At 69.7% G+C, this 19,295-nt stretch carries 20 protein-coding genes and 2 pseudogenes; 9 read left to right on the top strand and 13 right to left on the bottom strand.

Features of this window, described 5'->3' with window-relative positions; translation table 11 throughout:
* Positions 1–6: 6 nt before the first annotated feature.
* Genes MPE_RS07475 through MPE_RS07455 form a run of 5 tightly spaced genes read right to left on the bottom strand, consistent with a single transcriptional unit; the run spans position 7 to position 4,872 of the window.
* Positions 7–882, bottom strand: a complete 876-nt coding sequence (locus MPE_RS07475) for a phosphoribulokinase (RefSeq protein ID WP_011829081.1) — start codon at positions 880–882, stop codon at positions 7–9.
* 8 nt (positions 883–890) lie between these two features.
* Entirely contained in the window at positions 891–1,946 is a 1,056-nt protein-coding gene (locus MPE_RS07470) for a class 1 fructose-bisphosphatase (RefSeq protein WP_011829080.1), read from the bottom strand.
* A gap of 34 nt (positions 1,947–1,980) precedes the next feature.
* The gene (cbbX, locus tag MPE_RS07465) at positions 1,981–2,937 is read right to left on the bottom strand and encodes a CbbX protein (RefSeq protein WP_011829079.1); all 957 of its coding nucleotides are present in this window, start codon (positions 2,935–2,937) and stop codon (positions 1,981–1,983) included.
* Between the two features lie 20 nt (positions 2,938–2,957).
* Positions 2,958–3,401: a ribulose bisphosphate carboxylase small subunit gene (locus MPE_RS07460; RefSeq protein WP_011829078.1), complete on the bottom strand. Its 444-nt coding sequence runs from the start codon at positions 3,399–3,401 to the stop codon at positions 2,958–2,960.
* 16 nt (positions 3,402–3,417) lie between these two features.
* Positions 3,418–4,872, bottom strand: coding sequence for a form I ribulose bisphosphate carboxylase large subunit (locus MPE_RS07455; protein ID WP_041930003.1), 1,455 nt, complete (start codon positions 4,870–4,872; stop codon positions 3,418–3,420).
* 124 nt (positions 4,873–4,996) lie between these two features.
* Between MPE_RS07455 and MPE_RS07450 the strand changes: the two genes are divergently transcribed.
* The 3 genes from MPE_RS07450 (at position 4,997) to MPE_RS07440 (ending at position 7,631) form a co-directional block, all read left to right on the top strand.
* Complete coding sequence (locus MPE_RS07450; protein WP_011829076.1) at positions 4,997–5,941, top strand: LysR family transcriptional regulator; 945 nt, start codon at positions 4,997–4,999, stop codon at positions 5,939–5,941.
* Positions 5,942–6,019: 78 nt separating this feature from the next.
* Positions 6,020–6,349: a c-type cytochrome gene (locus MPE_RS07445; protein WP_011829075.1), complete on the top strand. Its 330-nt coding sequence runs from the start codon at positions 6,020–6,022 to the stop codon at positions 6,347–6,349.
* 13 nt (positions 6,350–6,362) lie between these two features.
* Complete coding sequence (locus tag MPE_RS07440; RefSeq protein ID WP_011829074.1) at positions 6,363–7,631, top strand: NAD(P)/FAD-dependent oxidoreductase; 1,269 nt, start codon at positions 6,363–6,365, stop codon at positions 7,629–7,631.
* Between the two features lie 26 nt (positions 7,632–7,657).
* Here the strand turns inward: MPE_RS07440 and soxZ are convergent, their stop codons facing one another.
* A complete protein-coding gene (gene soxZ, locus MPE_RS24580) occupies positions 7,658–7,954 on the bottom strand; it encodes a thiosulfate oxidation carrier complex protein SoxZ (RefSeq protein WP_255343835.1) in 297 nt (98 codons plus the stop codon).
* A 57-nt stretch (positions 7,955–8,011) separates the two neighbouring features.
* Positions 8,012–8,434, bottom strand: a pseudogene (locus MPE_RS22705) (thiosulfate oxidation carrier protein SoxY); the annotation flags it as partial.
* Between the two features lie 96 nt (positions 8,435–8,530).
* Between MPE_RS22705 and MPE_RS07430 the strand changes: the two are divergent.
* Positions 8,531–9,811, top strand: a complete 1,281-nt coding sequence (locus MPE_RS07430) for a DUF3422 family protein (RefSeq protein ID WP_011829072.1) — start codon at positions 8,531–8,533, stop codon at positions 9,809–9,811.
* 28 nt (positions 9,812–9,839) lie between these two features.
* Here MPE_RS07430 and MPE_RS07425 read toward each other — a convergent pair whose 3' ends face one another.
* Genes MPE_RS07425 through MPE_RS23235 form a run of 3 tightly spaced genes read right to left on the bottom strand, consistent with a single transcriptional unit; the run spans position 9,840 to position 12,389 of the window.
* Entirely contained in the window at positions 9,840–10,112 is a 273-nt protein-coding gene (locus MPE_RS07425; RefSeq protein WP_011829071.1) for a hypothetical protein, read from the bottom strand.
* A 13-nt stretch (positions 10,113–10,125) separates the two neighbouring features.
* Positions 10,126–12,015: a ferrous iron transporter B gene (feoB, locus tag MPE_RS07420; RefSeq protein ID WP_011829070.1), complete on the bottom strand. Its 1,890-nt coding sequence runs from the start codon at positions 12,013–12,015 to the stop codon at positions 10,126–10,128.
* The gene (locus MPE_RS23235) at positions 12,012–12,389 is read right to left on the bottom strand and encodes a FeoA family protein (RefSeq protein WP_083768014.1); all 378 of its coding nucleotides are present in this window, start codon (positions 12,387–12,389) and stop codon (positions 12,012–12,014) included. The genes feoB and MPE_RS23235 overlap by 4 nt, the downstream gene beginning before the upstream one ends.
* Here MPE_RS23235 and aat point away from each other — a divergent pair.
* Entirely contained in the window at positions 12,388–13,185 is a 798-nt protein-coding gene (aat, locus tag MPE_RS07410) for a leucyl/phenylalanyl-tRNA--protein transferase (RefSeq protein ID WP_011829068.1), read from the top strand. The genes MPE_RS23235 and aat overlap by 2 nt on opposite strands.
* Positions 13,182–13,952, top strand: coding sequence for an arginyltransferase (locus MPE_RS07405; RefSeq protein WP_011829067.1), 771 nt, complete (start codon positions 13,182–13,184; stop codon positions 13,950–13,952). The genes aat and MPE_RS07405 overlap by 4 nt, the downstream gene beginning before the upstream one ends.
* A 15-nt stretch (positions 13,953–13,967) precedes the next feature.
* On the opposite strand, the gene MPE_RS07400 is transcribed toward MPE_RS07405, so the two are convergent.
* On the bottom strand, positions 13,968–14,825 hold the full coding sequence (locus MPE_RS07400) for a LysR family transcriptional regulator (protein WP_011829066.1): 858 nt from the start codon (positions 14,823–14,825) through the stop codon (positions 13,968–13,970).
* A 105-nt stretch (positions 14,826–14,930) separates the two neighbouring features.
* Here MPE_RS07400 and MPE_RS07395 point away from each other — a divergent pair.
* A pseudogene (locus tag MPE_RS07395) lies at positions 14,931–15,779 on the top strand (aspartate aminotransferase family protein); the annotation flags it as partial.
* Between the two features lie 60 nt (positions 15,780–15,839).
* On the opposite strand, the gene istB reads toward MPE_RS07395, so the two are convergent.
* Positions 15,840–16,673, bottom strand: a complete 834-nt coding sequence (gene istB / locus MPE_RS07390; RefSeq protein WP_011829064.1) for an IS21-like element helper ATPase IstB — start codon at positions 16,671–16,673, stop codon at positions 15,840–15,842.
* Positions 16,670–18,169: an IS21 family transposase gene (gene istA, locus MPE_RS07385; RefSeq protein WP_036236417.1), complete on the bottom strand. Its 1,500-nt coding sequence runs from the start codon at positions 18,167–18,169 to the stop codon at positions 16,670–16,672. Before istA ends, istB begins: the two co-directional genes overlap by 4 nt.
* Before the next feature lie 119 nt (positions 18,170–18,288).
* Between istA and MPE_RS07380 the strand changes: the two genes are divergently transcribed.
* Together MPE_RS07380 and MPE_RS07375 are read left to right on the top strand one after the other, a co-directional pair.
* Positions 18,289–18,744 (top strand): YceI family protein, encoded by a 456-nt coding sequence (locus MPE_RS07380; protein WP_011829062.1) that lies wholly within the window; start codon positions 18,289–18,291, stop codon positions 18,742–18,744.
* A 38-nt stretch (positions 18,745–18,782) separates the two neighbouring features.
* Positions 18,783–19,262, top strand: a complete 480-nt coding sequence (locus MPE_RS07375) for a VOC family protein (RefSeq protein ID WP_011829061.1) — start codon at positions 18,783–18,785, stop codon at positions 19,260–19,262.
* Positions 19,263–19,295 lie beyond the last annotated feature (33 nt).

Genomic DNA, 19,295 nt, shown 5'->3' with positions numbered 1-19,295 from the left:
GCGGGCTCACTGCAACTGGGCTCGGCGGATCTCCATCAGCCGCAGGATCATCGGCGTCAGGATCAGCTGCATCGCCAGGTCCATCTTGCCGCCCGGCACGACGATGGTGTTCGCACGGCTCATGAACGAGTTGTCGATCATGGACAGCAGGTAGGGAAAGTCGATGCCGCGCGGGTTCTTGAAGCGGATCACCGTGAGGCTCTCGCCGGCCGTCGGGATGTCGCGCGCGATGAAGGGGTTGGAGGTGTCGACCACCGGCACGCGCTGGAAGTTGATGTCGGTCTCGCCGAACTGCGGCACGATGTAGTGCACGTAGTCGTGCATGCGCCGCAGGATCACGTCGGACACCGCCTCCTTGGAATAGCCGCGGTCCCTGGTGTCGCGGTGGATCTTCTGGATCCATTCGAGGTTGATGATCGGCACGACACCGATCTTCAGGTCGGCGTGCCGCACCATGTCGATGCTCTCGGTCTTCACGCAACCGTGCAGGCCCTCGTAGAACAGCAGGTCGGTATCGGCCGGCGTCTCCACCCAGGGCGTGAAGGTCCCGGGCTCCTGCTGGTAGGGCTCGGCTTCCTCGGGGCTGTGCAGGTAGTAGCGCGAACGGCAGCGCCCGCCCTGCCCGTAGGCGCGGAACTGCTGCTCCAGCAGCGCCCACTCGTTGGTGTCGGGCCCGAAGTGGCTGACGGCACGGCCCTCCAGATCGCCCTGGGCGATGCGCTCCTTCATCTCCTGCCGCGAGAAGCGATGGAAGGCATCGCCCTCGATGACCGCCGGACGGATGCCCTCGCGCCGGAAGATGTTCTCGAACACGCGCTTGACGGTGGTCGTCCCGGCCCCACTGGACCCGGTGACCGCGATGACGGGATGCTTGCGGCTCATGCGTCGGCCTAGGCTTGCGGCTGGATGAACAGCGAGCGTGTCTTGAATAGCTGCCAGGACACATTGGCGCTCGGGTCCTCATGGTAGGTCACGATGCGCTCGACCTCGTCGCGCGATCCCAGGATCACCGGCACCTTGTGGTGCAGCGCGTCGGGCACCAGCTCCAGCAGCGGGCCGGTGCCGGTGGTCGCCGCCGCGCCGGCCTGCTCCATCAGCCAGGCCATCGGTGCGGCCTCGTACAGCAGCCGCAGGCGCCCGGGCCTGAAGGGCTCCCTGCTGTCGCGCGGGTACAGGAAGACGCCGCCGCGCGTGAGGATGCGGTGCACCTCGGCCACCAGGCTGGCCACCCAGCGCATGTTGAAGTCGCGGCCGCGTGGCCCGCTCTGGCCCGCAAGGCACTCGGCCACGTAACGCTGCACCGGCTTCTCCCAGAAGCGCTGGTTCGAGGCGTTGATCGCGAACTCGGTGGTCGACACCGGCACTTCCACGTCCGCCCGCGTCAGCACCCAGCGAGCGGCGTCGCCGGGCGCGTCCGGGTCGAGGGTGAACATGTGCACGCCCTGGCCCAGGCTCAGCACCAGCACCGTCGAGGGGCCGTAGATCGCGTAGCCGGCCGCCACCTGGCGCCGGCCCGGCTGCATGAAGGCGGCCGCGCTGGCCGGCGTGCCGCGGAACAGGTGGGGCAGCACCGAGAAGATGCTGCCGATCGCCACGTTGGTCTCGACGTTCGACGAGCCGTCGAGCGGATCGAACACCACCAGGTAGGCGCCGCCGCTGCCGTGCTCGGGCGACACCGTCACATCGGCGTGCTCCTCGCTGACCCAGCCGGCCACATGGGTGCAGGCTGACAGCGCCTGCGACACGCAGGCATCGGCCAGCACGTCGAGCCGCTGCTGCGGCTCGCCCTGCGAGTTGAGCGAGCCGGCGCCGCCGAGCTGCCCCGCCAGCGGCGCGCGCGCGGCCGCCCGGCTGATGCGTGCGCAGGCCGCCGCCACGTGCCGGATCACGTCGGCCAGCGCCGGAGGGTGCGCCGAGAGCCATTGCTCGAGCTCGATGGGGTCCATGGGGGGCTCCTGTGCAGTGTGGTGTTCTTGTGGGTCAGCCGCGCTGGAACAGCCGGCTGCCGTGGATGTCGTCGGCGCTGAGCGTCGTGAGGTCGTCGCGGCTCAGCGCCCGGTGGCGGTCCGCGAACAGCCGGCTGGCCTGGCGCAGGCGCGCGCGGTCCAGCGCGTTGCGCACGCTGCGTGCGTTGGCGAAGTGCGGCTGCGCGATGCGCAGGTTCAGGTAGTCGCCGAAGGCCGCGCGGGCGTCGGCGCCGGGAGCCGTGTCGAAGCGGTAGTTCTGCTGCTGCAGCATCAGGTCGGCGATGCTCAGCAGCTCCGTCTGGTTGTAGTCCGGGAAGTCGAGGTGGTGCGCAACGCGGGAGCTCATGCCGGGATTGGACTTGAAGAAGGTGTCCATGCGGTCCTTGTAGCCGGCGAGGATCACCACCAGGTCGTCGCGCTGGTTCTCCATCACCTGCAGCAGGATCTCGATCGCCTCCTGGCCGTAGTCGCGCTCGTTCTCGGGGCGGTACAGGTAGTAGGCCTCGTCGATGAACAGCACGCCGCCCATCGCCTTCTTCAGCACTTCCTTGGTCTTGGGCGCGGTGTGGCCGATGTATTGCCCCACCAGGTCGTCGCGCGTCACCGCCACCAGATGGCCTTTGCGCACATAGCCCAGGCGGTGCAGGATCTCGGCCATGCGCATCGCCACCGTCGTCTTGCCGGTGCCGGGGTTGCCGGTGAAGCTCATGTGCAGCGACGGCGACTGCGCGGCGAGGCCCAGGTTGAGCCGGAGCTTGTCGATCACCAGCAGTGCGGCGATGTCGCGGATGCGCTGCTTCACCGGTGCCAGGCCGATGAGGTCGCGGTCCAGCTCGTCGAGCACCGCCTCCACCTGGCTGTCGGCCAGCACCTCGGCCACCGTCGTCGCGCCGGACGCCGATGCCGCGGCGACCGAGACCGGCGGCACGGCCTCGGAGGCTCCGGGGATGGCGTACAGCGGCTGGTTCATGGCGGACTCGTCAGCGTGCTTCAGCGCTCGCCGTAGCGTTCGCCTTCGGGCTGCTCGGCGGCGTAGCCGCGCACCTGGTAGCGCATCGTGCGGCCGTTGCTTTCCTGGCGATCGAGCATGAAGCCCGGCTCCTTCGAAGGACGGTTGACGATGAAGCTCATCGCGATCGACTCGATGCCGCGTGTCGAGTCGAAGGCCATCAGGCGGATGTAGTGGTTCGGGAAGGTCTTGCGACAGTGGTTGAGTTCCATCAGCACGCCGGCGGCGTCGTGCAGGTCGAACATCGGGTTGCCGTACATCTCCCAGTAGGTGTTGCGCGGGTGCGGATCGTCGGTGTACTCCACGCTCCACGCATAGCCCTTGCCGAGGCCGTACTCGATCTGCAGCGTGATCTCGGCGTCGCTCAGGTCCGGCAGGAAGCTGAACTGGCCCTGGGTCAGGCGGCCGGTGGGGTTGGTCATCATGGTCGGGTGCTCCCTGTCAGGCCACGCCCGGCGTGACGGCGTAGTCGCTGGTGTCGGTCGGGGTGTAGTTGAAGCTGATCTCGCCCCAGGTGTCGAGCGCCTGCTTCAGCGGCGCGCAGAACTGCGCGGCCTTGCGCAGGATCTCCGGGCCCTCGTTCTTGATGTCGCGGCCTTCGTTGCGCGCCTTCACCATGCATTCCAGTGCCACGCGGTTGGCCACCGCCCCGGCCTGGATGCCCTGCGGGTGGCCGATCGTGCCGCCGCCGAACTGCAGCACCACGTCGTCGCCGAACAGGTCGATCAGCTGGTGCATCTGGCCGGCGTGGATGCCGCCGCTCGCCACCGGCATCACCTTCTTCAGGTCGGCCCAGTCCTGGTCGAAGAACAGTCCGCGCGGCAGGTCCTGCTTCGTGACGCTGTCGCGGCACACGTTGTAGTAGCCCTGCACCGTCATCGGGTCGCCCTCGAGCTTGCCGACTGCGGTGCCGGTGTGGATGTGGTCCACGCCGGCCAGCCGCATCCACTTGGCGATCACGCGGAAGCTCACGCCGTGGTTCTTCTGGCGCGTGTAGGTGCCGTGGCCGGCGCGGTGCAGGTGCAGGATCACGTCGTTCCGGCGCGCCCAGTTGCTCATGCTCTGGATCGCCGTGTAGCCGATCACCAGGTCGATCATCACGATCACGCTGCCCAGTTCCTTGGCGAACTCGGCGCGCTCGTACATGTCCTCCATGGTCGCGGCCGTCACGTTCAGGTAGCTGCCCTTGATCTCGCCGGTGGCCGCGCTGGCCTTGTTCACCGCGTCCATCACGTAGAGGTAGCGGTCGCGCCAGTGCATGAAAGGCTGCGAGTTGATGTTCTCGTCGTCCTTCATGAAATCGAGGCCGCCCTTCAGGCCCTCGTAGACCACGCGGCCGTAGTTGCGACCCGACAGGCCCAGCTTGGGCTTGGTCGTGGCGCCCAGCAGCGGGCGGCCGAACTTGTCCAGCCGCTCGCGCTCCACCACCAGACCGGTCGGCGGGCCCTTGAAGGTCTTCACGTAGGCGACCGGGATGCGGATGTCCTCGAGCCGCGCCGCCTTCAGCGGCTTGAACGAGAACACGTTGCCGATCAGGCTCGCCGTCATGTTGGCGATCGAGCCTTCCTCGAACAGGATGATGTCGTAGGCCACCCAGGCGAAGAACTGCCCCGGAATGCCCGGCACCGGCTCCACCTTGTAGGCCTTGGCGCGGTAGCTGTCGCAGGCCGTCAGGCGGTCGGTCCACACGACGGTCCAGGTCGCGGTGCTGGACTCGCCGGCCACCGCAGCCGCGGCCTCCACCGGGTCCACGCCGTCCTGCGGCGTGATGCGGAAGAGGCAGATCGTGTCGGTGTCCTTCGGCACGTAGTCGGGCATCCAGTAGCCCATCTGCCGGTACTTCAGGACGCCCGCGCTGTAGCGCTTCTTGACGTCGGTGATCGCTGCGTCTTCCATCGGCTTGTTCAAGACGGCCTCCTTGCTGGTCCGGTTCGATTGACACGGCCTGGGGCACAAGATAGGTTCGTATTGGACTAAGAGGAATTCATATCTTCTTGGCTTCGGGTTCACATTTGCCTTAATGAAGAACGTCACCTTCCGCCAGCTTCGGGTTTTCACCGAGGTGGCACGCCACCTCAGCTTCGCGCGCGCGGCGGAGGCGCTGCACCTCACGCCACCGGCCGTGACGATGCAGGTCAAGGAGCTCGAATCGCAGGTCGGCCTGCCTTTGTTCGAGCGCAGCGGGCGCGGCGTTTCGCTCAGCACCGCGGGCGAGTACTACCTGGTCTACGCCAAGCGGCTGCTGGCCACACTGAAGGACGCCGACGACGCGATGGCGCGCTTCCAGCGCCTGGAAACCGGGCTGCTGACGATCGGCATGGTGAGCACCGCCAAGTACTTCGTGCCGCGGCTGCTGGCGCGCTTTCGCGAGGAGCACCCCGGCATCGACGTGCGCCTGCAGGTCTCGCAGAACCGCGAGCAGCTGCTCGACCTGCTGCACGCCAACGAGTGCGACCTGGCCGTGATGGGCCGGCCGCCGAAGGAGCTGGCCACGCGCGCCGAGCCGTTCGCGGCGCACCCGCTGGTGTTCATCGCGCCGCCCGACCACCCGCTGCTGCGTTTCGGCCACCCGCCGCTGGAGGCGCTGGCGCCCTACCCCTTCATCGTGCGCGAGCCCGGCTCGGGCACGCGCAACGCGATGGAGCGCTTCTTCAAGGAGCACCGCTTCGCACCGCGCATCAGCATGGAGATGTCGAGCAACGAGACCATCAAGCAGGCGGTGATGGCCGGCATGGGCCTGTCCTTCCTGTCGCTGCACACGGTGGGGCTCGAACTGCGGTCGGGCCTGCTGCACCTGGTCGACGTCGAGGGCGCGCCGGTGATGCGCAGCTGGAACGTGGTGCACCTGCTGTCCAAACTGCTGTCGCCGTCGGCCGAGGCCTTCCGCTACTTCATCCTCGAAGAGGCCGAGGCCTACCTGGTAGCGCATGACACACCCCTGCTGTCGGCGGGCGCGGATCGATAGTTGCACCGCAAATATGCAAAGGGCCGGCATGCTGGCACCATGCGCTCCGGCCCGAGACCGGGGAACCAGGAGAACGACATGAAGACACTGCTTGCGAGATCGACGCTGGCCGCTGCCGCGCTGGTCGCCAGCCTGGCCGCCGGCGGCGCGCTGGCCCAGGACGCCGCCGCCCTGCAGGTGCGCAGCTGGGCCGCCACCTGCGCCAACTGCCACGGCACCGAAGGCCGCTCGTCGTCCACCGACGCCGGGCTTGCCAAGCTGGCCGGGCTCGACAAGGCCTACCTCGTCGAACAGCTCACCGCCTTCCGCGAAGGCAAGCGCCCCGCGACGATCATGCACCAGCTCACCAAGGGCTACACGCCGGCGCAGCTCGACGCGATCGCCGGCTACTTCGCCTCACAGAAATAGAAGGGGGACCGCCATGCAAAGACGTGCATTGATCCAGGGTGCCGGCGCGACCGGCCTGCTGGCGCTGTTGGGCGGCTGCGCGACATCGCGCGTGCCCGAATCGGCCAAGGTGGTGGTGGTGGGCGGCGGCTACGGCGGCGCCACCGCGGCCAAGTACGTGCGGCTGCTGTCGGACCACAAGATCGACGTGGTGCTGATCGAGCCCAACGACAGCTTCATCTCCTGCCCGCTCAGCAACCTGGTGCTCGAAGGCGCGCGCGACCTGTCGTCGCTGGCCACGTCGTATGACGGGCTGCGCAGGCAGCACGGCATCACCGTCGTGAAGGACTACGTCTCGGCGGTCGATCCGGCCAAAAAGACCGTGACGCTGGCGCGCGGCGGCAGCATCCGCTACGACAAGCTGGTGCTGTCGCCGGGGGTCGAGCTGCAGCTCGACACCGTTCCGGGCCTGAGCGAGGCCCATGCCGAGGGCCGAGTGCTGCAGGCCTGGAAGGCCGGGCCCGAGACGGTGGCGCTGCGCAAGCAGCTCGAGGCCCTGCCCGACGGTGGCGTCTATGCGCTGACGGTGCCCGAGGCGCCGTACCGCTGCCCGCCCGGGCCCTACGAGCGGGTGGCGCTGGTGGCGTCCTACTTCAAGAAGGCCAAGCCGAAGTCCAAGGTCGTGCTGTTCGACGCCAACCCCGACGTGACCTCGAAGGGCGCGCTGTTCAAAAAGGCCTGGAGCGAGCTCTATCCCGGCCTGATCGAATACCGACCGCAGCACAAGGTGGTGGGCATCGAGGGCAACACGCTCAAGTTCGAGGTGCAGGAGAACTTCAAGGCCGACGTGCTGAACGTGCTGCCGCAGCAGCGCGCCGGGCAGATCGCGGTGCAGACCGGCCTGGCCAACTCCAACAAGCGCTGGGTCGGCGTCGACTACCTCACCTTCCAGTCGACCGCCGCGAAGGACATCCACGTGATCGGCGATGCCATCCAGCTCGCCGCCGGCATGCCCAAGTCCGGCCACATGGCCAACTCGCATGCCAAGGTGGCCGCTGCGGCCATCGTGTCTGAGCTCTCCGGCCTGGCGCCGAACCCGAAGCCGCTGCTGACCAACACCTGCTACAGCTTCGTCGCGCCGGACCTGGTGGTGCACGTCGCCAGCGTGCACGAGTACGTGGAGGCCGAGAAGACCTTCAAGACGGTGGCCGGCTCCGGTGGCCTGTCGAGCGAGCGCAATGCGCTCGAGGCGCAGTACGCGCTCGGCTGGGCGAAGAACATCTGGGCCGACGCGCTGGGCTGATGCGCCTCGCCGGCCGGGGGTGAACGTCAGGCGACGGCGACCTCGTCGCTGCGCCTGACGCCGTGGTTGTCGGCCCAGGCCAGCGCGACCTTGTCGCCCGGCTTCACGCCGCGCACGCCGAACTGCAGGAAGGGGTTCTTCGACACCGCCGTGCCCCACTGTGCGGTCAGCACCGGCTGGCCGTTGACGCGCGCCACCACCTCCTGGATGTGCCAGGCCGGGATCGTGCGGCCACTGCCGTCCTTGCGCTGGCCGCTCTCCATCTCGTGCTTCATCAGCGAGCGCACGGTGGCGCCGGCGCCCGCGGCCTGCACGCGGATCAGCGTCGGCTGCGCCGACTGTTCCGGCTGCGGCTCGGCCGCCCCGCCGCAGCCGCCGAGCGTGATCTTGACCTCCTTGTTCGCCATCAGCACGCGGCCGTCCTTCATGACGGCGAGCGCGATCACGTTCGAGGTCTCCTGCATCTTCACGCGGATGGCGATGTTCGGCTCCAGCGACTCGCCGGGCTCGAACAGGGCCGCGAGCAGCGTCGGATTGCGCTCGACGCCGAGCAGCAGCCGCTGCACGCCCGGCAGCGCGCAGCCCAGCGTCACCGGCACGACGGTACCGTCCTCGAAAAGATCGGGCGCCTGCAGCAGCACGTCCTTGCTGGCCACCGGCGCCGGCAGGCCTAGCGCCTTCAGCAACTGGGCCACGGTCTTCGCGTCGAACGCGGCCCGCGGGAACGACGGCAGATCGGCAGCACGCACCGACGGCACGGCGGCCACCAGGGCAGAAAGGAGCAACTCACGGCGACGCAGCATGTTGGGTGATCGAGATTCGTCAGGGTCGGTCCGACATGCTACGGGACAAGGTACGCCACTGCGGGTCGAGGGGCAGTCGCGGGATACTCTCGACCCATGCCGACCCGTCACCCTCACCCGCTGCGCACCGCGCTCCACAACGAAGTCCACGCGCGGCCGTATGAACGGATGCAGCCGCCGCTGGCGGTATCGCACCTGGCCTTCGTCTCCAGCCCCGAGGTGCAGGTGGCCGACCGCGCCCATCTCGAAACGCTGCTGCGCGACCTGCACCTGCCGCTGCCGGCGCCCGAGGCCAGCCACCTCAGCATCGACCTGCCCGGGGCGCGGCTGCGCTGGGAGCGCCACACCGAGTTCGTCAGCTACACGATCTGGCGCCCGCTGCGCGCCGACGAAGCGCTCGACGCCGCGCCGGCCTATCGCTCGCTGCCGGACGGCTGGCTGGCGAGCGTGCCGGGTGAACTGCTGGTCGCCACCAATCTGCTGGTCCTGAATTCCCGCGAGCAGAACCTTCGCGGCCTGGTCGACGCCTGGCTGGATGCCGACTCGCTGGTCGGTGCCGACATCGCCGACGGCGACCTGCAGATCTACAGCGATTTCCGGCTGCACCCCGACGGCTACGGCCGCTGGCTGGTCGGCGTGGGCAACCCGTCGATCACGCCGCGGCGCCTGGGGCGCAACGTGCAGCGCCTGCTCGAGATCGACACCTACCGCATGATGGCGCTGCTCGGCCTGCCGGTGGCGCGCGACACCACGCGCCGTCTCGACGAGCTCGAACGCCAGCTCGCCGGCCTGGCCGACACCCGCGCCGGCAGCGAGACGACCGACGAGGCGCGGCTGCTGGATTCGCTCACGCGGCTCGCGCGCGAGGTCGAATCCACCTACGCGCGGCACCACAGCCGCTTCTCGGCATCGTCGGCCTACTTCGATCTGGTCGAGCAGCGCATCGACGAACTGCGCGAGACCCGCCTCGAAGGCCTGCAGACGGTGCGCGAGTTCGTCGACCGCCGCTTGAAGCCCGCGGTCACCACCACCGCCTGGGCCTCGCGGCGCCTAGGCGCACTGTCGGAGCGCGTGTCGCGCGCCAGCGAACTGCTGCGCACGCGGGTCGAGACGCTGCAGCAGGAACACGCGCGCGAGCTGCTGTCGACGATGAACGCACGCCAGCACCTGCAGCTGCGTCTGCAGGCGGCGGTCGAAGGGCTGTCGGTGGCGGCCATCACCTATTACGGCGTGGGGCTGGTGGGCTACCTGGCCAAGGGCGCGCACGCGGTCCACCTGCCGGTGCCGGTGGAGCTGGTCATTGCGCTGGCCGTGCCGGTGATCGCGCTCACCGCCTGGCTGGGCATGCGCCGGCTTAGGCGGCGCATCGAGGGCTGAGCAGCCCGCGCTGGAGGCCGTGCACCTCTCAGCGCCTGCCGGATTTGCGGTGGATGCGGATCGGCACCGCCGCGTCGGCGCGCGGCCGAGCCGCGGGCTTGGCATCGCAGCCATCGCAACCGCACGCGCTGGGCCCGGCCGCCGCGCGATGCAGCACGCTCGCCAGCGGGCCGCCCTGCCCGACCCCTGGCACGCGCAGCAGCCACCCGGCCAGCGGGCGTCGCAAGGCCGTCGGCATCAGCGACCACAGCGCATAGACCGAACACAGCGCCACCAGCAGGCCGACGACCAGGTGCTGCATCGTTCGCTCGCCTTCAGCCCGCCAGCGCGAGCGCCACGCGGTAGGTGATGAAGGCCGCCACGTACGCCAGTGCGAACAGGTAGCTGGCCATCAGCACGGGGTAGCGCCAGGAGTTGGTCTCGCGCCGCACCACGGCCAGCGTCGACAGGCACTGCGGCGCGAACACGAACCACGCCAGCAGCGCGTAGGCCGTCGCCACCGACCACTGGCTCGCGATCACCGGCATCAGCGTGTCGGCCACGGCATCTTCACTGCCCGACAGCGCATAGACCGTGCCCAGCGCGCCCACCACCACCTCGCGCGCGGCGAGGCCCGGCACCAGCGCGATCGAGATCTGCCAGTTGAAGCCGATCGGCGCGAACACCGTCTCCAGCGCCTGCCCGAGCCAGCCCGCCGCGCTGTACTGGATGGCCGGCCCGGTGGCGCCTTCGGGCGGCGCCGGGTAGCTCGACAGGAACCACAGCAGCACGGTCAGCGCGAAGATGATGCCGCCGACCCGCCGCACGAAGATGCGCGCCCGCTCCCACAAACCGTAGCCCAGGTTGCGCAGGCTGGGCAGGCGGTACGGAGGCAGCTCCAGCATCAGCGGCTGGTAGCTGCTCTTCATCCAGAAGCGCTTGAGCAGCCAGGCCACGGCCATCGACGACAGCACGCCCGCCGCGTAGAGCGCGAACAGCGTGAGCCCCTGCCCGTTGAACGGCCCGATGTCGCGCGCCGGGATGAAGGCACCGATCAGCAGCGCATAGACCGGCAGCCGCGCCGAGCACGTCATCAGCGGCGCGACCATGATGGTCGCGAGCCGGTCGCGCCAGTTCGCGATGGTGCGCGTGGCCATGATGCCGGGGATGGCACACGCGAAGCTCGACAGCAGCGGGATGAAGGCGCGGCCCGACAGCCCCACCTTGCCCATCACCGTGTCCAGCAGGAAGGCGGCGCGCGGCAGGTAGCCCGAATCCTCCAGCAGCAGGATGAAGAAGAACAGGATCAGGATCTGCGGCAGGAACACCAGCACGCCGCCCACGCCGGCGATCACGCCGTCGACCAGCAGGCTGCGCAGCGGGCCCTCGGCCATGCGGGCCGTCGTCTGCTCGGCGAGCCAGGCCATGCCGTCCTTGATGGCGTCCATGGGCAGGTTGGCCCACGAGAACACCGCCTGGAAGATCAGGAACAGCAGCGTGGCCAGCAGCACCAGGCCCCAGACCGGGTGCATCACCACGGCGTCGATGCGGTGGTCGAAGCGCTCGAACTGCAGGGCCCCGGGCGCCGCCACCGCGAGGATGCGGCGCACCTCGCGCTGCAGTTCGGCGGTGGTCGGGGCCGGTGCGACCGCCGCGGGCAAGGCCGCGGTGTCCGCCGCGGCACCGAACCGCAGCGCCTGGCGTTCGATCTCGGCCCGCAGCGCCGCATGCCCGTTGTGCCGCACTGCCACCGTCTCGACCACCGGCACGCCCAGCTCGGCCGACAGCCGCGCCACGTCGATCTGCAGGCCGCGCGAACGCGCCACGTCGGCCATGTTCAGCGACACGATCATCGGCCGACCCAGCGACCGCAGCTCCAGCACCAGCCGCAGGTTCATGCGCAGGTTGGTCGCGTCGACCACGGCCACGATGGCGTCCGGCGCCGACTCGCCGGCGCGCCGGCCGAACACCACGTCGCGCGTCACCTCCTCGTCGGGCGTCAGCGGCGTGAGGCTGTAGGTGCCCGGCAGGTCGAACACCGCCACGCTGCGGCCGTCGCTCAGCGGCAGCACGCCGACCTTGCGCTCCACCGTCACGCCGGCGTAGTTGGCGACCTTCTGGCGCGCGCCGGTCAGCAGGTTGAACAGCGCCGTCTTGCCGCAGTTCGGGTTGCCGACCAGCGCCACCTGCAGCAACCGGGCCTCGGCCGAGGCTGCCGCGCTCACGGGCCGACCTCGGCGATCGGCGTGACCTCGATGCAGGCCGCCTCGGCACGGCGCAGCGCGAACATCGTGTCGCCGACCTGCACCGCCAGCGGTTCACGGCCGCCCGGCCCGCGCCGCAGCAGGCGCACCGGTTCGCCCGGCAGGAAACCCAGCTCGCCCAGCCGCTGCAGCACCGCGGCGTCCACCGCCGCTCCGGCGAGGCGCAGCGCCGCCACCGTGGCGTGCTGGCCGGGTTCGAGTTCGTCGAGGATCAGGGAAGGCTCCAGGGTCAGGCGGCTTGCAAATGATAATTGGTCGCATCTTACAAACCAGCCATGCGGCGCCAAGGCCGCACGGCCACGCGACCGGAGGGCGGATGCGGACAATGCGCGCATGCCCACCTGGCTTGCCAGCCCCGACGACCCCCTGCCGGACACGCGCCATGCGCTGCCGGCCGGCAGCGAAGTGCCCGGCCTCGTGGCGGCCGGCACCGACCTCTCGCCGCGGCGCCTGGCCGAGGCCTACGCGCGCGGCATCTTCCCCTGGTACAGCGCAGGCCAGCCGGTGCTGTGGTGGAGCCCCGACCCGCGCATGGTGCTGCCGGTGGCGGAGTTCAAGCTCTCGCATTCGCTGCGCAAGACCTTGCGCCGCTTCAGCGCCGCGCCGCACTGCGAGGTGCGCATCGACCACGACTTCGCCGCCGTGATCCACGCCTGTGCGACGACCCCGCGCGAAGGCCAGGACGGCACCTGGATCCAGCCCGAGCTGCAGGCGGCCTACACCGAGTGGCACCGCCTCGGCGCGGTGCACTCCTTCGAGACCTGGGTCGACGGCCGGCTGCTCGGCGGCCTGTACGGCGTGAACCTCGGGCGCATGTTCTTCGGCGAATCGATGTTCTCGCACGCCACCGACGCCTCCAAGATCGCGCTGGCCGCGCTGGTGGCGTTCTGCCGCGCGAACGACATCGCGCTGATCGACTGCCAGCAGCGCACCGCGCACCTGGGCTCGCTGGGCGCGCGCGAGATCGACCGTCCCGCGTTCGAGGGGCACCTGGCGCGCACCGTCGCGCAGCGCCCGCCGGAGGATTGGACCTATCATCGATCGCACTGGACGCAGCTCCGGCTCGACACCGGCCCGGATCCTGCATCGTCCAGCGTGACCGAGATCTCGCTCCGCCCGGCCGCCCCGTGACCCATCCGAAAGAACTTCCGCTCGCGTCGCTGCAGTTCTATGCGACGGCGCCCTACCCCTGCAGCTACCTGGCCGGACGGCAGGCGCGCTCGCAGGTCGCCACGCCCAGCCACCTGATCCACGCCGACACCTATTCGGGCCTGGTGGCCAACGGCTTCCGGCGCAGCGGCATGTTCACCTACCGGCCCTATTGCGACGGCTGCCGCGCCTGCGTTCCGCTGCGCGTGCCGGTGGCGGGCTTCCAGCCCTCGCGCAGCCAGCGCCGCGCCTGGAAGGCCCACCAGGGCCTGCAGTCGCGCGTGCTGCGGCTGTGCTTCGTGCCCGAGCACTACCAGCTCTACCTGCGCTACCAGGCCGGCCGCCACGCGGGCGGCGGCATGGACCACGACTCGATCGACCAGTACACGCAGTTCCTGCTGCAGAGCCGCGTCAATTCGCGCCTGGTGGAGTTCCGCGAGCCAGCGCCCGAAGGCCAGCTGGGCACGCTGAAGATGGTGTCCATCCTCGACATCCTGAACGACGGCCTGAGCGCCGTGTATACCTTCTACGAGCCCGATCCCGACGCCAGCTACGGCACCTACAACGTGCTGTGGCAGATCGAGCAGACGCGCCAGCTCAAGCTGCCGCACGTGTACCTCGGCTACTGGATCGGCGAGAGCCCGAAGATGTCCTACAAGGCCCAGTTCAGGCCGAACGAGCGGCTGGTCGACGGCGTGTGGCAGCCCGAGCCGAGGGACGAGACGGTCGGGTCGCCGCGGCAGGGCTGAGGGCCCCACCAAGACCTACAGCGCCGGCACGATGCGCTGCAGGTGCTCGGCAAACTCCACCACCAGCTCCGGCGGCCGCGGCAGGTCGAACCGGACGCTCAGGCCCACCGTGGGCAGCGGCGGCAGCCGCGCGTCGGTGGGCAGCACCTGCAGGTCGGCCGGCACCGCGGCCTGCGTGAGCACCGCGATGGCCTGGCCCGAGCGCACCACCGCCAGCAGCCCCGAGATGCTGCCGCTGGCGTAGGCCACGCGGTAGGGCCGCCCGGCGGCGTCGAGCCGCTCGCGGGCGGCACGGTGGTCCAGCGTGTCGGGGTCGGAGAGCGCCAGCTGCAGCGGCTCCTGCGTGGCCGCGTGGTCGTGCCGGTTGCCCACCCACACCAGCGGCTCGCGCCGCAGGATGGCCGCCGAGCGCTCGCCCTCGGTGGTGGAGATCAACGCCAGGTCGAGCGCGTGCTGGCCCAGCTGCGCCAGCAGCCGCGGCGTGGGGGCGCACACCACCTCCACGAACACCTGCGGATGCCGGCCCGCGAAGCTGCGCAGGATGTGCGGCAGGAAGGCGGCCGCGTAGTCGTCGGGGCAGCCGAAGCGCAGCGTGCCGGTGAGGCCCGCGCCGGTGATGTCGGCCACCGCCGCGTCGTGGTGGCGCAGGAGGGTGCGCGCATGGCCCAGCAGGCGCTCGCCGTGCAGCGTGAGCGTGACGCCGCGGCCGGTGCGGTTGAGCAGCGGCTGGCTCAGCAGGGCCTCGAGCTTCTGCACCTGCATGCTCACCGCCGCCTGCGTGCGGCCGATGCGCGCGGCCGCGCGGCCCAGCGTGCGCGTCTCGGCGATGGCCACGAAGGTGCGCAACAGGTCGATGTCGAGGGAGCGGCTCACGGCGTTAGCACTTCTGATAGCAGCGTTCAGAAATATTAGCTTTTCTTGCGAGCGTGCCGCCTCTAGCCTGCGGCCACAGATCCCCCTCTCTCCCTGGAGCCCGCGATGACGACGACCACGACGACGACCTCCTCCCGCAACGCCGACCCCGACTTCTGGCAGCGCGCCCGCCGGCACCTCATACGCTACGGTGGCACGTTCGAGCCCATGATCATCGAGCGCGCCCAAGGCAGCTTCGTCTACGACGCCGACGGCCGCGCGATCCTCGATTTCACCTCGGGCCAGATGAGCGCGCTGCTCGGCCACGGCCACCCCGAGATCGCCGCGGTGGTGGCCGAGCACGCCCGCTCGCTGGACCACCTGTTCAGCGGCATGCTGAGCCGCCCGGTGGTGGACCTGGCCACGCGCCTGGCCGGCGTGGCGCCGGCCGGCCTGGAGCGCGCCATGCTGCTGAGCACCGGCGCCGAGGCCAACGAGGCCGCGATCAAGATGGCCAAGCTCTACACCGGCAAGTACGAGGTGGTGAGCTTTGCGCAGTCTTGGCACGGCATGACCGGCGGCGCGGCGTCAGCCACCTACAGCGCGGGCCGCAAGGGCTACGGGCCGGCCGCGGTGGGCTCGTTCGCGATCCCCGCGCCCTACCCCTACCGCCCGCGCTTCGAGCGCGACGGCCGCTTCGACTGGCAGGCCGAGCTGGACTACGCCTTCGACCTGATCGACCGCCAATCGAGCGGCAACCTCGCGGCCTTCATCGCAGAGCCCATCCTCAGCTCGGGCGGGCTGATCGACCTGCCGCTGGGCTACCTGGCCGCGCTGAAGGCCAAGTGCAGCGAGCGCGGCATGCTGTTGATCCTGGACGAGGCGCAGACCGGCGTGGGCCGCACCGGCCTGATGTTCGCGTGCCAGCGCGACGGCGTGGTGCCCGACATCCTCACGCTGTCCAAGACCCTGGGTGTTGACGATCGCCCAGAACTGACCCGCTGCGATCATTCAATACTGACCCACCCCTGTAGGCTACCCGAGGGTGCCTTGGTCTGTGGATATCTCTGCGGTTCTGGGGTCTTGGGTCGGTCCTTTCCTGCGTTGCGTCGTTGATCGGGTTCGTGCCGCAGCGGTGGTCGTGCTGCTGTGCCTGAAGCGCCAGGAGTCGTTGCCGCTCTCGACGATGTGGCAGTGGTGCGTGAGCCGGTCCAGCAGCGCAGTGGTCATCTTCGCGTCGCCGAAGACGCTGGCCCACTCGCCGAAGCTCAGGTTGGTCGTGATCACCACGCTGGTGTGCTCGTAGAGCTTGCTCAGCAGGTGGAACAGCAAGGCGCCGCCGGCCTGGCTGAACGGCAGGTAGCCCAGCTCGTCCAGGATGAGCAGGTCCACGTAGGTCAGCCGGTGCGCGATCTGCCCGGCCCGGCCTGCGGCCTTCTCCGCCTCCAGCGCGTTGACCAGTTCCACCGTCGAGTGGAAGCGCACCCGCTTGCCGTGCCGCTGGACCGCCTCGATGCCGAGCGCGGTGGCCAGGTGCGTCTTGCCCGTGCCCGGCCCGCCGATGAACACCACGTTGTGGGCGGCCTCAGTGAACGCCGTCGTGTGCAGCTTGCGCACCAGCGCTTCATCGACCGCACTGCTGGCGAAGTCGAAGCCCGCCAGGTCCCGGTGCGCCGGGAACCGGGCCGCCGTCATCTGGTACGCGATCGAGCGCACGTTGCGCTCGGCGCCCTCGGCATCGAGCAACTGCTCGACGAACTGCTCGGGCTCCAGCGCCGCATGCCGGCAGCGCGCCACCAGCTCCGGCCAGTTCGCCGCCATGCCGTGTAGCTTGAGCGCCTTCAGGCGCGTGACGATCTCGGCGCTCATGGCTGCTGGGCCTCCCGCAGGCTGTCGTAGCGCTGCACGTCGGCGCGGGGCTCTTCCTTGAGCGTCGGGGCGGGCTGCGTCAGCTCGCGCAGCGCCGGCGCCCCATCCTTCAGCCGCGCCAGCACGTTGAGCACATGCTCGGCACTCGGCCTGCCGGCTTCCAGCGCGATCTCCGCTGCGACGAGCACGGCCTCCAGCCCGTGCACCGGCACGGCCGCCAGCACCTGCGCCATGACCCGGTCGCCGCCGGCATGGCGCAGCAGGTGACGCTGCAGCGTCTGCAGCACCTCGGGCATGGCCTTGAAGGGCGCGCCGTTGCGCAGCGCCCCCGGCTTGGTCTGCACCAGCGCGATGTAGTGCTGCCAGTCGTAGAAGGTCAGCTCCCGCTCGAAGCTCCTCGTGTGCCGGGCCACCTCGACGCCCTCGGCCACCAGCACCACGGCCTCGGGGTAGGCGCGCAGGCTGAGCACTTCGTTGACCCAGCGGGTCGGCACGCTGTAGCGGTTGCGCTGGAAGTGCACCAGCGCCGTCGCCGACACCCGAACGGGCTGCTCGACGTAGCCGTCGAAGGGCTTCGGGCATGGCATGAGGCGGGTGCGCTCGTCCTGCAGCACGTCGGCCACGCTCAGCTCGGACCACTCGGGGTGTGCCGTCTCCTCCCAGCCCTGGCGGCAGCGCTCGGCCAGCCAGGCGTTCAGGCTGGCCAGGTCGCTCCAGCGCCGCTCGCCGGCCTCGCGCCACACCTGGCGCCGGCGGTCCTGCACGTTCTTCTCGACCACGCCCTTCTCCCAGCCCGAGGCCGGGTTGCAGAACTCGGGCTCGAACAGGTAGTGCGAGCACATGGCCTGGAAGCGGGCGTTGACGGAGCGCGCCTTGCCCACACCGACCTTGTCCACGGCGGTCTTCATGTTGTCGTAGATGCCCCGGCGCGGCACGCCACCCAGCGCCTCGAAGGCCCGGGCGTGCGCGTCGAACAGCATCTCGTGGCTCTGGGCAGGGTAGGCCGTCAACCAGAAGGCCCTCGAGGCCGCCAGCTTGGTGTGCGCCACCTCGAGCCGGCGGCGCAGTCCGCCCACGAAGACGTACTCGCAGCTCCAGTCGAACTGGAAGGCGTCGCCCAGCTCGAAGCTCATCGGCACGAAGGCCGCACGCCGCGGGGCGCTGGCCTGCCGCTCGCGCCAGCGGCGCACCCACACGACCACGCGCGGGTAGCTGCCCGCGTAGCCCAGCGCCCGGATCTGCTCGAACAGGGCCTTGGCCGTGCGCCGCTCGCGCACCGGGCGGTGCGCATCGGCACGCAGTGCCGCCTCCAAGTGCTCGGCCCAGGCGTCAAGCACGCTCGCCGTGCTGCGCTCGGGGTACTTCGGCTCGGTCACGCCTTCCTCGCGCAACCACTGCCGCACGGTGTTCCTCGACAAGCCCGTGCGCCTCGCCACCTCGCGGATGGACAGGCCATCTCGCAGGTGCATCCGTCTGATCTTGGCCAACATCGCCACGCTGATCACTCCTGGCTCTCCCCGCTCGTTCATCGAGCAGGGCAGTGTGTTTGCGTGGGTCAGTTTTGAACGATCGCAATGCCCTCAGGTGGGTCAGTTTTCAGTGATCGTCAACACACATGGGCATCTCGGTGTGGCGCGGCAAGCTCAACAAGAGCAGCGGCAAGGTGCTGTACGACAAGGCCGCGGGCACCGGCACCGTCGAGATCGTGACGGAGCTGGCCAGCATCGACTTCGGCATGGACGCGCTGGCCACCTGGGCGCGCGGCAAGGACTTCTTCGACGTGAAGAAGCACCCTCGCGCGGTCTTCAAGGGCGCTCTGCAGTCGCCGGTCGACGGCGTGCCGACGCAGCTCGTGGGGGAGCTCACGCTGCACGGCGTGACGCGCCCGCTGACGCTCGCGGTCCACTCGCTGAAGTGCATACAGCACCCGATGCTCAAGCGCGACTACTGCGGCGCCGACGCCAGCGGCAGCTTCAACCGCGAAGACTTCGGCCTGAGCGCGGGCAAGGACTATGGCTTCAACATGAACGTGGACCTGCGCATCCAGGTCGAAGCCATCGCACAGCCTTGATGCAGACAACAGCGTTACGTTCCGAACAGGAGACCCCCATGCCCAGCAAGAACACCATCTGCCTCTGGTACGACGGCACCGCCGAGGAGGCTGCGCGCTTCTACGCCGCCACCTTTCCGGACAGCGCGGTCGGCCCCATCCTGCGCGCGCCGGGCGACTACCCGTCGGGTCAGCAGGGCGACGTGCTGACGGTGGAGTTCACCGTGCTGGGCATCCCCTGCCTGGGCCTCAACGGCGGGCCGGAGTTCAAGCACTCGGAGGCCTTCTCGTTCCAGGTGTCCACCGAAGACCAGGCCGAGACCGACCGGTTGTGGAACGCCATCGTCGGCCATGGCGGCCAGGAGAGCGCCTGCGGCTGGTGCAAGGACAAGTGGGGCCTGTCGTGGCAGATCACGCCGCGGGCGCTGATGGAGGCGATCAACGACCCCGACGCCCAGGCCGCCAAGCGGGCCTTCGACGCGATGATGACGATGGGCAAGATCGACATCGCGGCGATCGAGGCGGCGCGGCGGGGCTGAGCGGGCGGGCGGCGCGAAGCCCCTCACCCCGGC

This window comes from Methylibium petroleiphilum PM1 (assembly GCF_000015725.1).
Lineage (GTDB): Bacteria > Pseudomonadota > Gammaproteobacteria > Burkholderiales > Burkholderiaceae_C > Methylibium > Methylibium petroleiphilum.
Note: the sequence above shows the minus strand (reverse complement) of the source record. Positions and strands in the feature narration are given on the sequence as shown.

What these genes read in the sequence shown, in the direction of transcription:
- MPE_RS07440 (WP_011829074.1), top strand. Translation starts at nt 6,363, where the DNA reads ATGCAAAGACGTGCATTGATCCAGGGTGCCGGCGCGACCGGCCTGCTG.
- MPE_RS07375 (WP_011829061.1), top strand. Translation starts at nt 18,783, where the DNA reads ATGCCCAGCAAGAACACCATCTGCCTCTGGTACGACGGCACCGCCGAG.
- MPE_RS07460 (WP_011829078.1), bottom strand. Translation starts at nt 3,401, where the DNA reads ATGATGACCAACCCCACCGGCCGCCTGACCCAGGGCCAGTTCAGCTTC.
- MPE_RS07475 (WP_011829081.1), bottom strand. Translation starts at nt 882, where the DNA reads ATGAGCCGCAAGCATCCCGTCATCGCGGTCACCGGGTCCAGTGGGGCC.
- MPE_RS07425 (WP_011829071.1), bottom strand. Translation starts at nt 10,112, where the DNA reads ATGCAGCACCTGGTCGTCGGCCTGCTGGTGGCGCTGTGTTCGGTCTAT.
- MPE_RS07445 (WP_011829075.1), top strand. Translation starts at nt 6,020, where the DNA reads ATGAAGACACTGCTTGCGAGATCGACGCTGGCCGCTGCCGCGCTGGTC.
- MPE_RS23235 (WP_083768014.1), bottom strand. Translation starts at nt 12,389, where the DNA reads ATGCGCGCATTGTCCGCATCCGCCCTCCGGTCGCGTGGCCGTGCGGCC.
- aat (WP_011829068.1), top strand. Translation starts at nt 12,388, where the DNA reads ATGCCCACCTGGCTTGCCAGCCCCGACGACCCCCTGCCGGACACGCGC.
- MPE_RS07430 (WP_011829072.1), top strand. Translation starts at nt 8,531, where the DNA reads ATGCCGACCCGTCACCCTCACCCGCTGCGCACCGCGCTCCACAACGAA.
- MPE_RS07470 (WP_011829080.1), bottom strand. Translation starts at nt 1,946, where the DNA reads ATGGACCCCATCGAGCTCGAGCAATGGCTCTCGGCGCACCCTCCGGCG.
- MPE_RS07380 (WP_011829062.1), top strand. Translation starts at nt 18,289, where the DNA reads ATGGGCATCTCGGTGTGGCGCGGCAAGCTCAACAAGAGCAGCGGCAAG.
- cbbX (WP_011829079.1), bottom strand. Translation starts at nt 2,937, where the DNA reads ATGAACCAGCCGCTGTACGCCATCCCCGGAGCCTCCGAGGCCGTGCCG.
- MPE_RS07455 (WP_041930003.1), bottom strand. Translation starts at nt 4,872, where the DNA reads ATGGAAGACGCAGCGATCACCGACGTCAAGAAGCGCTACAGCGCGGGC.
- MPE_RS07450 (WP_011829076.1), top strand. Translation starts at nt 4,997, where the DNA reads ATGAAGAACGTCACCTTCCGCCAGCTTCGGGTTTTCACCGAGGTGGCA.
- istB (WP_011829064.1), bottom strand. Translation starts at nt 16,673, where the DNA reads ATGAGCGCCGAGATCGTCACGCGCCTGAAGGCGCTCAAGCTACACGGC.